Genomic DNA, 14,779 nt, shown 5'->3' on the forward strand with positions numbered 1-14,779 from the left:
TCGCCGGTACGTTCTGTCAGTTCCTCATGCGAGGTAGACAGCGACACCCACCACTCCGATCCACACGATGGCGAGCATCTGGAGCACCCGGTCCCCGAGTGCGATCTCCTCGGGCTCGCCCGCTTCGCCACCGTCCACGTCCACTGCGTACCGCAGGATAGCGACAGTGAAGGGAACCATCGAGATGGCGAAGAGGGAACTGCCGTTCTTCGCGTCCTGGTCGAAGGCCCACAGTCCGTAGCAGATGACGACGGCCGTGGCGCTGAGCGTCCACACGAACCGCAGGTAGGTGGTGGTGTAGTTCTCCAGCGACTTGCGGATCTTGGCGCCGGTGCGTTCGGCGAGCTGCAGTTCGGCGTACCGCTTGCCGGCTGCCATGAACAGCGATCCGAAGGCCATGATCAGCAGGAACCACTGCGACAGCGGGATGTCGGCCGCCACGCCGCCCGCGATCGCGCGCAGCAGGAAGCCGGACGAGACGATGCAGATGTCGAGCACCGCCTGGTGCTTCAGGCCGAAGCAGTACGCGAGCTGGACCGCGATGTAGACGCCCATGACCACGGCGAGGTTCCAGTTGGCCAGGAACGAGAGCCCGATCGCGCCGCCGAGCAGCACCACCGCCATCGCGAAGGCCAGGTTGACCGGGAGGACACCCGCCGCGATGGGACGGAATCGCTTGGTGGGGTGCGCCCGGTCCGCCTCGACGTCCATCGCGTCGTTGACCAGATAGATGCCCGACGCGGCCATGCAGAAGACGAGGAACGCGAGCGCGACCGGCAGGAGCACCGAGCTCTCGGTGACCGAGCCGGCAGCCAGGGGCGCCGCCAGGACCAGCACGTTCTTGACCCACTGGCGCGGGCGCACAGCCTTGACGATGCCTGTGGCCAGGTTCTTCGGGGGCGCGCCGACGACGGCGGGTTCCTCGCTCATGCTGCTCCTGCTGTCGTGGCCGCTGCGTCTCCGCCGGTCAGGCCGAATCGGACCGCCGCGTTCTTCTCGGCTCGCACCGTCGCCGCCGCGGACAGCGCGCCGAGCGCGGAGCCCACGAGTACGTCGGAAGGGTAGTGAACACCGAGCACCAGGCGCGACACCAGCATCGCGGGCACCAGCACCGGTGCCACGGGCAGACCGCTCGCGCGGCCGATCAGCAGCGCCGCGGCCGTGGTGGACGTCGCGTGCGACGACGGGAAGCTGAACCGGCTGGGCGTGGAGACGCCGACGCGCACGGACGGATGGGTCGGGCGCCGACGCCGCGAGATGCGCTTGACGACGATCGACGCCGCGTGCGCACCGACGGCACCGACCGCGACCGACGCCCACTGCTCGCGCCGCGCCGAGTCGACCACGGCACCGACACCGCCGATGGCGATCCACCCGAGGGCGTGCTCACCGAAGTGCGACATCCCTCGAGCGACGCGCACGGCGCCCGGCAGTGAACCGACGCTGCTCTGCACCGCGGTGAGGACCCGCAGGTCGGTTCGAACCAGGTTGTCAGTTCGGATAGGAGAAGACACGTTCCCAACGCTCCTTGCTGGTGAGTTCGGGCACGGCGCGACGGTACCGGTCGGACAGCTCGGGGAAGCGCGACGCCAGCTCGCGGCGCAGCGAGAGCGCCTCTCCGAGCAGCGCGGAGGCGATCTTCGGATCCCGCTTGCGGTACACGACGCCGCGTCCGTCGGCGGTGGTGACGGTGACACCGTCGACCTGCGAGAGCAGGTACCAGCGCGCATCGAGCGTCGGCACGTTGAGCTGGGGACGGTCGTGGTGCTGCCGCTGCGCGCCTCGGGCGTTGTGGATCAGGCCCTTCGCCAGCCGGGACACCTTGGCCACGGCGCCGACCGGCTCGGCGACGGCGGGTACGTCCGCGCCGCTGGCCGGCGGGAGCAGCGTCGACGACGGGACGACCACGGCGTCGGGGTACTGCCTGCGTACCCGGTGCACCTCGGCGAGCGCCGTCGGCAGGATGTCCATGATGTGCTCGGGGCCGGCGAGGAAGTCGCGGATCGCCATGTTCTGGATCGCGACCGTGGAGTACTCGAGGCACAGCAGATGCTTCATCGTGGCCTTGACGGTGTTCACCACGAGGCCGCGGGCGGAACCCGGGGAGTGCAACGCCGCCACCACGAGTCGGTTGCGCAGGTGGAAGTACGCCTGCCAGTCGATGGCGTCGTCCTTGTCGCTCCACGCCATGTGCCAGATCGCGGCCCCCGGCAGAGTCACCGTGGGGAACCCGGCCTCGCGGGCTCGCAGTCCGTACTCGGCGTCGTCCCACTTGATGAACAGCGGCAGCGGCTGACCGATCGTCTCGGCGACCACCCGCGGGATGAGGCACATCCACCAGCCGTTGTAGTCGACGTCGATCCGGCGGTGCAGCAGTGTCGACTCGCGGAGCGGCTTCTCGGCGAAGTCGTGGTCGTACTCGACGTTCTGGGCGCCACCCCACATGAAGATGCCGGTGTCGATCTTCTCGCCCATCACGTGCAGGTGACTTCGTGCCTGCAGGTTGAGCATCTGGCCACCGACGAGTGTCGGCACCTTCGCGAAGCGGGCCATGGCGAGCGCCCGCAGGATCGAGTCGGGCTCGATCTCGATGTCGTCGTCCATGAAGAGGATGTGCTCGGCGTCGGTGTTCTCGAGCGCCTCGTACATGATCCGGCTGTATCCGCCGGATCCACCGAGGTTGGCCTGGTCGTGGATGCTGAGGAGATCGCCGAACGCGGCCGCGGCGTCGTCGAATCCGGGCTCGTCGCGCACCTTGCGGGTGCCCTGGTCGGGCACGATGACGGCGTCGACGACGGCCATGACCAGTGGATCGGACGCGATCGCCGTCAGCGCCTTCACGCAGTCCGTCGGACGGTTGAACGTGGGGATGCCGATGGCCACGGACGCGCGTCCGGGCGCGTCGACGGGTGCGAACCACCCGGCGGACCGCACCTCGACGTCGGTGTCCGTGGTGACGTCGAACCAGATCCATCCGCCGTCCTCGAAGGGACCGAGCTCGACGACGAACTCGAGAGTCGTGACGTCGCCGTCGACCGTCGTCGCGTCGTCGGTGTCGCCGCCCTGGACGTGGATCCGGGACCCGTCCGCCTTCGAGCGGTAGACGTCGACGCGGCAGTGGCCGATCAGCTCGACCCGCAGGACGACGGAATCCAGCGTGCTCCACCGTCGCCAGTAGCTCGCCGGGAACGCGTTGAAGTACGTGCCGAAGGAGACCTCCGACTCGGATCCGATGGACACCGAGGTGCGAGAGAGCGAATGCGCGCGGCGCGGGTTGGTGCGGGCCTCGTCCGTGTACAGGGTGCGGACGTCGAGCGGCTCACCGGCGCGCGGGAGCAGGATGCGTTGGAGCAGCGACCGCCCCAGCAACTGGTCCTCGCTCACGCCGAATCACCCAGTGGAGCACCGGATTCGAGGTGGGGGCGCAACGTGTTCTCGAACGTGGTGAGCGCACTGGCGATGGCCATGTGCATGTCGAGGTACTGGTAGGTGCCCAGTCGGCCGCCGAACAGGACGGAGTTCTCGGCCGTCTCCTGCTTGGCGCGGGCCCGGTAGGCCGCCAGCTTCGCGCGGTCGTCGGGAGTGTTGATGGGGTAGTACGGCTCGTCTCCCGACTCCGCGAACCGGGAGTACTCGCGCATGATGACCGTCTTGTCCGCGGGGTAGTCGCGCTCGGGATGGAAGTGCCGGAACTCGTGGATGCGCGTGTAGGGCACGTCCGCATCGTTGTAGTTCATCACCGGGGTGCCCTGGAAGTCACCAGTGTCGAGCACCTCGGTCTCGAAGTCGAGTGTGCGCCAACCCAGTTCGCCCTCGGAGTAGTCGAAGTACCGGTCCAGCGGTCCCGTGTAGACGATCGGCGCGTCCGGGCTCTCGGCCCGGAGTTCGTCACGGACGTCGAACCAGTCCGTGTCCAGCCGGACCTCGATGAGGTCGCTCTTCGCCATGTTCTCGAGCCACGCGGTGTAGCCGTCGACGGGCAGACCCTCGTGGGTGTCGTTGAAGTAGCGGTTGTCGAAGGTGTAGCGGACCGGGAGCCGCGCGATGTTGCCCGCGGGCAGATCCTTGGGATCGGTCTGCCACTGCTTGGCGGTGTAGTCGCGGACGAACGCCTCGTACAGCGGGCGGCCGATCAGCGCGATGGCCTTCTCCTCGAGATTCGCGGCATCCTCGACCGAGATCTCGCTGGACTGCTCCTCGATGAGCGCGCGCGCCTCGGCGGGAGTGAAGTAGCGGCCGAAGAACTGGGACACCAGGCCCAGGCCCATCGGGAACTGGTACGCCTGGCCCTTGTGCAGGGCGAACACGCGGTGCTGGTAGCCCGTGAACTCGGTGAAGCGAGTGACGTACTCCCACACCTTCTCGTTCGACGTGTGGAAGAGGTGGGCGCCGTACTTGTGGATCTCGATGCCGGTACCGGGCTCGGGTTCGGAGTAGGCATTGCCTCCGATGTGGGAGCGCCGGTCGAGCACGAGCACTCGTTTTCCCAGTTCCGCGGCACTCCGCTCGGCGATCGTGAGGCCGTAGAAACCGGACCCCACGACGATCAGGTCGTACCGTCCTCGCGAAGTATCAGTCACGGGTGACCAGGGTATCCGACGCTGTGTAGTCGTCCCGCAACCCGCACGTCGACCCTCCCGACGGGCGAATCGTTCGAACACCTGGCCGAACCCTCTACTTGAGGTTGATGGTTGGTGTTTCTGTGGTTAGTGTGGCGCTTGTTGCGCATCATCTATCACATGAGTCACATCCGTCACATGTGACGGTGATCGCGGGGCAACGTCTACCAGGGGAGAAATCGTCTTGCACCGTCGACCGAAGCCGTCACTGATTCTGGGTGTCGTCGCCGCACTCGCGGTCACGAGTCCTGTCGTGGTCTACGCCGTCGGGGACAGCACCACCGGAGTGCGCGCGGCCAACGACACGACCACCGTCGTTCCCACGCAGATCGCCAAGCTGGCGCTCGCGAACGCACCCGACATCGTCATCCCCGTGAAGGAACTCACCGGGCTGGATCTGCCGGACATCGACCTGGGGTCGCTGCGCGATCTGTCGCTGCCCGACTCCTTCGAGATCCCGTCCATCCCCGGACTCACGGTTCCCGAGGTGCCCGCCGCGTCGCCCACCGATCCGGCAGCCCCCGCGCCGTCCGAGGTGGACGGCTCGCAGGACGGCGCCGTGGTCAAGGAGGTGTCCCAGGACACCCCCTTCAGCATGGTCGCGCTGACGGCCGACCAGCTCGGCTCTGCGGTGGCCCGTGTGCGTGCCCAGCTCGACGACGGTTCCTGGGGTCCGTGGAACGAGACGCAGTCCATCGACACCGGTCGCACCGATTCGGACGTGCCCGCCGTCGCCAATGGCACGGAGCCCATCTACGTGGGCCTGACCAAGCGCGTCCAGTTCCTGCTGAGCCCCACCGTCCCGGCCGGCGCCGTGCTGAACCCCGCCGACCCGGCCTTCCCGGTCGAGCCGCCGGCACCCGCTCCCGAGGCGGCACCGGCACCCGAGGCGGCTCCCGCTCCCGACGCGGCCGATCCCGTCGCGCCGGCACCCGAGCTCGGCTACGTCCCGGCGTCGTCGTCCCGCCCGCTACGGGCCCAGCCGATCGCGAACGCCCTCGCGGACGCGACCGCCGTGCTCATCACGCCCGGCACCTCGGCGGCCGACAGCACGCTGAGTGACATCGCGACCCCCGTCGACGGCTCCGGCCCCGCCGTGATCACCCGCGCCCAGTGGGGAGCGGACGAGTCGAAGCGCTGCGGTTCGCCCACGTACGACGACTCTCTCGGCGGCGCCACGGTGCACCACACCGCGGGCAGCAACAACTACAGCAAGGACGAGTCCGCGGGCATCGTCCGGGCGATCTACGCGTACCACGCGCAGACACTGGGCTGGTGCGACATCGGTTACAACGTGCTGGTGGACAAGTACGGCCAGGTGTTCGAGGGCCGCGCAGGTGGCCTCGATCGCAACGTCGAGGGCGCGCACGCGGGCGGCTTCAACGAGAACACCATGGGCATCGCGCTGATGGGCGACTACAGCTCGGAGCAGCCGACGCAGGAGTCGCTCGACGCTGCCGGCAAGTTCCTCGGGTGGCGTCTCGGCAAGGCCGGCCTGGACCCGAAGGGGACCACCACGATGACGTCCGAGGGCACGCAGTACACGTTCGTCCAGCAGGGCCGCTCGATCGATCTCCCGGTGATCTTCGCGCACCGCGACGTCGGCAACACCGAGTGCCCGGGCGACGCCGCCTACGCACGTATGGATGACATCCGGTCCATCGCGGCAGCCAACCTGAACGGGACCGGCACCCCGACACCGGCGGAGCCCGGTACCGGGACCTCGACCGACGAGGGCCTGGTGGCGCCGCCCGTCGCCGCTCCCCCGAGTGTCGACGCGTCGTCACCGGCACCCGGCAACACGCTGACCGGGCTCGTGTCCGAACTCCTCGCGATGGGCGTCCAGAACCCGATCGTGCAGAAGTGGGTCGCCGAGGGCGGTGAGTCGGGTCGACTCGGCGCCGCCCTGACCGGACTGCTCCCCGCACCCGAGGGACAGACCCGCGCGGACTTCGCCAACGGGTCGATCTACACGACGCCCACCGGCCAAGTGGTCTCGGTGCTCGGCCAGATCTTCAAGCAGTTCGTCGCCATGGGCTCGGAGTCCGGATCTCTCGGACTGCCGACGTCCGACGAGTACCGCATCCCGAACGGATGGCAGTCCGACTTCGAGAACGGGTCGCTCTCGTTCGACGAGATCACGGGGATCGTGACGACGGTCGTGAAGACCTTCACCGACACGTACACCGCGGAGATGAACGCCGGCGCGCCGGTGGACGCTCCCGCACCGGCCCCGGCTCCCGAGGCAGCGCCCGTCGGCTGATCGTTCTCTCTAGCTCCACCACCGTTCGAGCACGCGGGCGACGCCGTCGTCCGCGTTGCTCGTGGTGACCTCGTCGGCCGCGGCGATCGCAGCAGGGTGCGCATTGCCCATCGCGACGCCGTGGCCGACCATCGTCAGCATCGGCACGTCGTTCGGCATGTCTCCGAACGCGATCATCTCGGACGCGTCGATGCCGAGAGTGCGAGCGATCTCCAGCAGTCCCGACGCCTTCGACACCCCGGGCGGACTCAGTTCGATCAGCCCGTTGTCGGTCGAGAACGTCACGTCGGCGAGGTGCTCCACATGGGACGTCAGCGCGGCCGCCATGTCCCCACTCGTCATCGACGACTGCCGGATCAACAATTTCACGGCGGGGGCGGACAGCACCTCCTCCGAGGACGTCTCGGTGTTGTCGGGGTTGAGCCACGCGTGCTCGTAGCCGGGGGAGCTCACGAACTGCGGCGTCGCCGCGTCGTGCGCGCTGCGGCCGACCCGCTCCACCGCGAGGCCGCACCCGGCGATGAGGGACTCCGCAAGAGCGGCCAGCTCGGCCAGATCGGTCACGCTCAACGTCCGCGCCGACACGACCACGTCGTTCTCGCTGTCGTAGATCACGGCGCCGTTGGCGCACACGGCCATGGGCGCGTGACCCAGCTGCGCGACGATGGGCCCGATCCACCGCGGCGGTCGACCCGTCGACAGCACGAAGGTGTCCCCGGCCGCCACGACGGCGTGCACCGCGGCCTTCGTTCGAGCCGTCACGCGCTCGTGGTGGTCGATGAGCGTTCCGTCGACGTCCGATGCGACGAGCCGCGGCCGTCCGGTCTCGCCGGGAGTGACGGGTCGCTGTGTGGGCTGCATCGGTCAAGTTTGCCCGACGGGGTTCCGCGACGTCTCCAGCGACGCACGAATATGGCGTGGAGGACGCGATCGACCGGCCGTAGTCTGACGTCCTGTGTCCCATCTCGAACTGTCCGACGTCGACTACTTCCTGCCCGACGGCCGCCAATTGCTGGACGGCGTGTCCTTCCGGGTCGGTGACGGCGCCAAGACCGCACTGATCGGACCCAACGGCACCGGCAAGACCACCATCACCCGCATCGTCGCCGGTGACGTGCCGCCGGACGAGGGGAGCGTGACGCGCTCCGGAACGCTCGGGGTGATGCGGCAGTTCGTCGGCCAGGTGCGCGACGAGTCGACGGTGCGTGACCTCCTGCTGTCCGTGTGTGCGGAGCCCGTCCGTACGGCCGCCCGGCGACTGGACGACTCCGAGAACGCGATGATCGAGCACGACGACGAAGCGACCCAGATGGCCTACGCACAGGCGCTGTCCGACTGGGGCGACATCGGCGGGTACGACCTCGAGCCGTTCTGGGACGAGGTCACCATGTCTGCGATGGGCACCTCGTTCGAACGCGCGAAGTGGCGGGCCGCGTCCACGCTCAGTGGCGGCGAGCAGAAGAGGCTCGTGCTCGAGGCACTGTTCGCGGGCAACGATCAGCTGCTGCTGCTCGACGAGCCCGACAACTACCTCGACGTGCCGGGCAAGCGGTGGCTCGAGCGCACCATCGCCGCGTCGGACAAGTCGGTGCTGTTCATCAGCCACGACCGAGAGTTGTTGTCCACGGCCGCGACTCGCATCGTGACACTGGAGCCGGGGATCAACGGCGCCTCCGCGTGGGTGCACGGCGGCGGCTTCTCCACCTACACCGAGGCACGCGAGAAGCGGAACGCGCGACTCGACGAGTTGAAGGCGCGGTGGGACGAGGAGCGGGTGAAACTGCAGGCGCTCGTACTGCGGTTGCGCGAGAAGGCGAAGTTCAACGACGGTGTGGCCTCGCGCTATCAGGCGGCCCGGACGAGGCTCGCGAAGTTCGAGGAGGCGGGCCCACCCGAGGCGGTGCCGCTCCGCCAGAACGTCGCTGTGCGGCTCACGGGAGGACGGACCGCGAAGCGTGCACTCGTGTGCACGTCACTCGAGTTGACCGGACTCATGCAGCCCTTCGACACGGAGATCTGGTACGGCGACCGCGTGGCCGTACTGGGCTCCAACGGGTCCGGCAAATCGCACTTCCTGCGGCTGCTCGCGGCCGGCGGAACCGATCCCGACCTCGAGCACCTCCCTGTCGGTGAACTCGACCTGGCACCCGTACCGCACACGGGCACAGCCACTCTCGGTGCGCGGGTCCGCCCGGGACTGTTCGCTCAGACCCACACCCGTCCCGACCTCGAGGGCAACACATTGCTGGACATCCTGCACCGCGGGACCTCGCACCGTGACGGGATGGGACGGGAGGCCGCGTCCCGCGCACTGGACCGCTACGGGCTCTCCCGCCAGGCGGAGCAGAGGTACGACGACCTCTCCGGTGGTCAGCAGGCACGGTTGCAGATCCTGCTGTTGGAGCTGTCCGGCGCCACGATGCTTCTCCTCGACGAACCCACCGACAACCTCGACCTCGAGTCGGCCGACTCCCTGCAGGACGCGATCGTCGCGTTCGACGGAACCGTGGTCACGGTGACGCACGACCGATGGTTCGCTCGGAGTTTCGACCGGTTCCTCGTCTTCGGGGCGGACGGTCGGGTGTACGAGTCGGGTGAACCGGTGTGGGACGAGGGCCGCGTGGCACGCGCTCGATGACACCCCGCCGGACGTGACGATTCGGACACGGTGAGGCGCGTGCAACGTCGTGCGTGCGAGTCCCGCCGTTAGTGTCGGGACACATCTCGGCACGCGAAAGGGTGACTCGGCGTGGACATCATGGAACCGGTACACGGAACGGCCTACCTGCTGTCGGTCGCGGCCATCGCCGTGGCCGTCCTGCTCTTCCTCATCATGAAGGTGAAGCTCCACGCCTTCCTGTCGCTCGTTCTGGTGAGCATGGTGACGGCGGTCGCCGCAGGCATCCCGCTCGCGGACGTACCCGACACGCTCCTCTCGGGCTTCGGAGGGACACTCGGCAACGTCGCGTTGCTCGTCGCGCTGGGCGTGATGCTCGGCCGGCTCCTCGAGAAGACCGGTGGGGCCCAGGTTCTCGCGGACACCCTCATCGCACGCTTCGGTGAGAAGCGCGCTCCCTTCGCGCTCGGCGTCGCCGCCTTGATCTTCGGGTTCCCGATCTTCTTCGACGCCGGTCTCGTCATCTTCCTGCCGATCATCTTCTCGGTGGCGCGGCGCTTCGGCGGATCCGTCCTGCTCTACGCGCTGCCGACAGCCGGCGCCTTCGCGGCCATGCATGCGATCGTGCCGCCGCACCCGGGACCCGTGGCAGCGGCGGACCTCATGGGCGGAGACATCGGCGTCACTCTCGTCGTCGGGCTCCCGATCGCGATCATCGCGTGGTTCCTCGGTTCCTACCTGGTCGGCACACGCCTGGGTCGCCGGTTCGTCACCAGCCCGGCCGCGCTGTTCGCTGATGCCGCCGACGACCCCAACGCTCCTGCCGTCGCGCCACCGCGCTTCCTGGCCGTTCTCGGACTGCTCCTGTTCCCGCTGATACTCATCTGCCTGAACACCGGTGTCTCGACGCTGCAGACCGCCGGAATCGTCTCGGAGGACGCCGGATGGGCGGACGCACTCATTCTCCTGGGGCAGACACCCGTCGCTCTGCTGCTGACGGTGCTCCTGTCACTCGTGGTCCTGGCACCCGGACGGTTCTCCGTCTCGAAGGCCACGTCGCTCATGGACGACGCCCTGGGCCCGGTGTGCGCGATCATCCTCATCACGGGCGCCGGCGGAATGTTCGGCGGAGTTCTTCGCGCCAGCGGCATCGGTGCGTCTCTGACGGAGTCGCTGTCGGATCTCGGGTTCTCGTTGATCGTGCAGGCGTTCCTCATCGCGGCGGCTCTCCGTGTCGCGCAGGGCAGCGCGACGGTCGCGCTGACGACCACTGCCGGCCTGGTCTCGGCTCAGGTGGTCGAGCTCGGGTTGGGTAACTTCGACATCGCACTGCTCGTGTTCGCGATCGCTGCGGGAGCCACCGTGCTCTCGCACGTGAACGACTCGGGTTTCTGGCTCGTCAGCCGATTCTTCGGCATGGACGAGAAGACGACTCTGAAGACTTGGACGGTCATGGAAACGACATTGGGACTCGCGGTCTTCGCGCTCGCCTCACTGCTCTGGGTGGTGTTCTGACGTGACGGACCACGCCGACGGCATTCCGAGACACATCGTCGTGATGGGTGTGTCGGGGACCGGGAAGACCACCGTCGGCAGCGCACTGGCGACGACACTGGGAAGCACCTTCATCGAGGGCGACACTTTTCATCCCGAGGCCAACATCGACAAGATGTCTGCAGGCCACCCGCTGAACGACGACGACCGTCGACCGTGGCTCGCCGCGGTGGCAGGTGAGATCGGACGAGTGGCAGGCGAGGGTGGAACGTCGGTGACGGCCTGTTCCGCCCTGACGCGGCGGTACCGGGACTGGCTGCGCGGGGGCTACCCGGATCTGTTCTTCGTCCATCTGCAAGCGGACTACGACACGCTTCTCGACCGCATGTCGCGCAGGAAGCACTTCATGCCCCCGTCTCTGCTGCAGTCGCAGTTCGACACCCTCGAGGACCTCCAGGCGGACGAGCACGGCGCGGGTGTGCCGGATGTCGACGGCGTCGAGAAGGTGGTCGGAGCTGCCGTGAAGGCAGTGGGCGCCTCCCGGTAGCACCATGCCGGCCGGCGGGGGGCACGGCGAAAGACCTTCTGCCGGTGCATGACCCGTGAATGCAGAAAGCCCCCCGACCGGTGGTCGGGGGGCTTTCTGGGAAGGGTTGTTCGGCGGTGTCCTACTCTCCCACACCCTGTCGGGTGCAGTACCATCGGCGCTGGAGGGCTTAGCTTCCGGGTTCGGAATGGGTCCGGGCGTTTCCCCTCCGCTATGGCCACCGAAACTCTGTGAAACAACAGAGCACGAGGCACACACTCCCACCGGCATTCACCCCTGGGGGTGGTGTGGTGGTCGTGGTGCGGGTTTCAGTTATCTGCTGACCAACTCGTGTGTTGTCTCAGATACTGCACAGTGGACGCGTAGCTTCTTTGTGGTAAGTCCTCGGCCTATTAGTACCAGTCACCTGCACCCATTGCTGGGCTTCCAGTTCTGGCCTATCAACCCGGTGGTCTGCCGGGGGCCTTACCCCCTCGAGGGGGTGAGAAACCTCATCTTGGAACAGGCTTCCCGCTTAGATGCTTTCAGCGGTTATCCCTTCCGAACGTAGCTAACCAGCGGTGCTCCTGGTGGAACAACTGGCACACCAGAGGTTCGTCCGTCCCGGTCCTCTCGTACTAGGGACAGCCTTCCTCAAGTTTCTGACGCGCGCGGCGGATAGAGACCGAACTGTCTCACGACGTTCTAAACCCAGCTCGCGTGCCGCTTTAATGGGCGAACAGCCCAACCCTTGGGACCTACTCCAGCCCCAGGATGCGACGAGCCGACATCGAGGTGCCAAACCATCCCGTCGATATGGACTCTTGGGGAAGATCAGCCTGTTATCCCCGGGGTACCTTTTATCCGTTGAGCGACACCGCTTCCACTTGCCGGTGCCGGATCACTAGTCCCGACTTTCGTCCCTGCTCGACTTGTCAGTCTCACAGTCAAGCTCCCTTGTGCACTTGCACTCGACACCTGATTGCCAACCAGGCTGAGGGAACCTTTGGGCGCCTCCGTTACATTTTGGGAGGCAACCGCCCCAGTTAAACTACCCACCAGGCACTGTCCCTGAACCAGATCATGGTCCGAGGTTGAGGTATCCAATACGATCAGAGTGGTATTTCAACAACGACTCCACACACACTGGCGTGCATGCTTCACAGTCTCCCACCTATCCTACACAAACCGAACCGAACACCAATACCAAGCTGTAGTGAAGGTCCCGGGGTCTTTTCGTCCTGCCGCGCGTAACGAGCATCTTTACTCGTAATGCAATTTCGCCGAGTCTATGGTTGAGACAGCTGAGAAGTCGTTACGCCATTCGTGCAGGTCGGAACTTACCCGACAAGGAATTTCGCTACCTTAGGATGGTTATAGTTACCACCGCCGTTTACTGGGGCTTAAATTCTCAGCTTCGCTCCCGAAGGAACTAACCGGTCCTCTTAACCTTCCAGCACCGGGCAGGCGTCAGTCCGTATACATCGTCTTACGACTTCGCACGGACCTGTGTTTTTAGTAAACAGTCGCTTCTCACTGGTCTCTGCGACCCACACCAGCTCAGGAAGCAAGTTCCATCACCAGCAGGGGTCCCCCTTCTCCCGAAGTTACGGGGGCATTTTGCCGAGTTCCTTAACCATAGTTATCTCGATCGCCTTGGTATTCTCTACCTGATCACCTGTGTCGGTTTGGGGTACGGGCCGTGTACCAGCTCGCTAGAGGCTTTTCTCGGCAGCATAGGATCACTGAATTCGCCTCATTCGGCTATGCATCACCTCTCAGGCTGTGTGAGACCCGGATTTGCCTAGGTCTCGCCCTACAGGCTTACACCAGTGTTACCACTGACTGGCTCAGCTACCTTCCTGCGTCACCCCATCGCTTGACTACTACCAGGAAAGGTCCCGTGCATCACCACACCCGGCACCCGAAGGTGCTCCTGGCGGCTCTGGACGGTTAGTACTCCTGATTCATCATGGGCGCGGATACACGGGTACGGGAATATCAACCCGTTGTCCATCGACTACGCCTGTCGGCCTCGCCTTAGGTCCCGACTCACCCTGGGCGGATTAACCTGGCCCAGGAACCCTTGATCATTCGGCGGACGAGTTTCTCACTCGTCTTTCGCTACTCATGCCTGCATTCTCACTCGCGTGGCCTCCACACCTGGATCACTCCGGCGCTTCCCTGGCCACACGACGCTCCCCTACCCACCCACACACCTGCCGGAACCCTCGCAAGGGAACCGGGGGCTGTCGTGTGAGTGCCGCGGCTTCGGCGGTGTACTTGAGCCCCGCTACATTGTCGGCGCAAAATCACTTGACCAGTGAGCTATTACGCACTCTTTCAAGGGTGGCTGCTTCTAAGCCAACCTCCTGGTTGTCTTCGCGACTTCACATCCTTTTCCACTTAGTACACGCTTGGGGGCCTTAGCCGGCGATCTGGGCTGTTTCCCTCTCGACTACGAACCTTATCGCCCGCAGTCTCACTGCCGCGCTCTCACATCCTGGCATTCGGAGTTTGGCTGATTTCGATAAGCTTGTGGGCCCTCTAGACCATCCAGTAGCTCTACCTCCAGGATGAAACACGCGACGCTGCACCTAAATGCATTTCGGGGAGAACCAGCTATCACGGAGTTTGATTGGCCTTTCACCCCTACCCACAACTCATCCCCTCAGTTTTCAACCTAAGTGGGTTCGGGCCTCCACGACGTCTTACCGTCGCTTCACCCTGGCCATGGGTAGATCACTCCGCTTCGGGTCTAGAGCATGCGACTGTGTCGCCCTATTCGGACTCGCTTTCGCTACGGCTACCCCACACGGGTTAACCTCGCCACATACCACTAACTCGCAGGCTCATTCTTCAAAAGGCACGCCATCACCCCCAGTGACAAGTCACTCGAAGGCTCTGACGGATTGTAAGCGCACGGTTTCAGGTACTATTTCACTCCCCTCCCGGGGTACTTTTCACCTTTCCCTCACGGTACTAGTCCGCTATCGGTCACCAGGGAGTATTCAGGCTTATCGGGTGGTCCCGACAGATTCACAGCAGATTTCACGGGCCCGCTGCTACTTGGGCATTCATCACGACAGTCACACAGTTTTCGTCTACGGGACTCTCACCCTCTACGACAGGCCATCCCAGACCACTTCGACTAACCGCATGATTTCTTACTGTCGGCCGATCCGGCAGAATCGACAAGACAAACCCCACAACCCCACACGCACAACCCCTGCCGGGTATCACATGCACATGGTTTGGCC

At 65.7% G+C, this 14,779-nt stretch carries 9 protein-coding genes and 2 rRNA genes (1 of these 11 only partly in view); 4 read left to right on the forward strand and 7 right to left on the reverse strand.

Going from position 1 to position 14,779, the window contains the following annotated elements; translation table 11 throughout:
* Positions 1-24: 24 nt before the first annotated feature.
* Genes OHB23_RS04040 through glf form a run of 4 tightly spaced genes read right to left on the reverse strand, consistent with a single transcriptional unit; the run spans position 25 to position 4,580 of the window.
* Entirely contained in the window at positions 25-930 is a 906-nt protein-coding gene (locus tag OHB23_RS04040) for a decaprenyl-phosphate phosphoribosyltransferase (RefSeq protein ID WP_027507272.1), read from the reverse strand.
* Complete coding sequence (locus OHB23_RS04045) at positions 927-1,472, reverse strand: phosphatase PAP2 family protein (protein WP_328811586.1); 546 nt, start codon at positions 1,470-1,472, stop codon at positions 927-929. The genes OHB23_RS04040 and OHB23_RS04045 overlap by 4 nt, the downstream gene beginning before the upstream one ends.
* Before the next feature lie 19 nt (positions 1,473-1,491).
* On the reverse strand, positions 1,492-3,384 hold the full coding sequence (locus OHB23_RS04050) for a glycosyltransferase (RefSeq protein WP_027507271.1): 1,893 nt from the start codon (positions 3,382-3,384) through the stop codon (positions 1,492-1,494).
* Positions 3,381-4,580 (reverse strand): UDP-galactopyranose mutase, encoded by a 1,200-nt coding sequence (gene glf / locus OHB23_RS04055; protein WP_231476480.1) that lies wholly within the window; start codon positions 4,578-4,580, stop codon positions 3,381-3,383. The genes OHB23_RS04050 and glf overlap by 4 nt, the downstream gene beginning before the upstream one ends.
* A gap of 223 nt (positions 4,581-4,803) precedes the next feature.
* Here glf and OHB23_RS04060 point away from each other — a divergent pair, with 223 nt between their 5' ends.
* Positions 4,804-6,882 carry an N-acetylmuramoyl-L-alanine amidase gene (locus tag OHB23_RS04060; RefSeq protein WP_222641451.1) on the forward strand — a complete coding sequence of 693 codons (2,079 nt, stop codon included), beginning with the start codon at positions 4,804-4,806 and terminating at the stop codon, positions 6,880-6,882.
* A 9-nt stretch (positions 6,883-6,891) separates the two neighbouring features.
* On the opposite strand, the gene OHB23_RS04065 is transcribed toward OHB23_RS04060, so the two are convergent.
* A complete protein-coding gene (locus OHB23_RS04065) occupies positions 6,892-7,743 on the reverse strand; it encodes an HAD family hydrolase (protein WP_328810934.1) in 852 nt (283 codons plus the stop codon).
* A 94-nt stretch (positions 7,744-7,837) separates the two neighbouring features.
* Between OHB23_RS04065 and OHB23_RS04070 the strand changes: the two genes are divergently transcribed.
* From OHB23_RS04070 to OHB23_RS04080, 3 genes are all read left to right on the forward strand, one after another.
* Entirely contained in the window at positions 7,838-9,520 is a 1,683-nt protein-coding gene (locus tag OHB23_RS04070; RefSeq protein WP_222641461.1) for an ABC-F family ATP-binding cassette domain-containing protein, read from the forward strand.
* 111 nt (positions 9,521-9,631) lie between these two features.
* Entirely contained in the window at positions 9,632-11,014 is a 1,383-nt protein-coding gene (locus OHB23_RS04075) for a GntP family permease (protein WP_328810935.1), read from the forward strand.
* A 1-nt stretch (position 11,015) separates the two neighbouring features.
* A complete protein-coding gene (locus tag OHB23_RS04080; RefSeq protein WP_442973018.1) occupies positions 11,016-11,540 on the forward strand; it encodes a gluconokinase in 525 nt (174 codons plus the stop codon).
* 108 nt (positions 11,541-11,648) lie between these two features.
* On the opposite strand, the gene rrf is transcribed toward OHB23_RS04080, so the two are convergent.
* Both rrf and OHB23_RS04090 read right to left on the reverse strand, forming a co-directional pair.
* A 5S ribosomal RNA gene (rrf, locus tag OHB23_RS04085) occupies positions 11,649-11,765 on the reverse strand.
* Positions 11,766-11,912: 147 nt separating this feature from the next.
* Positions 11,913-14,779 (reverse strand): 23S ribosomal RNA (locus OHB23_RS04090); it runs 268 nt beyond the window's last position.

Source organism: Rhodococcus sp. NBC_00294 (genome assembly GCF_036163995.1).
GTDB lineage: Bacteria > Actinomycetota > Actinomycetes > Mycobacteriales > Mycobacteriaceae > Rhodococcoides.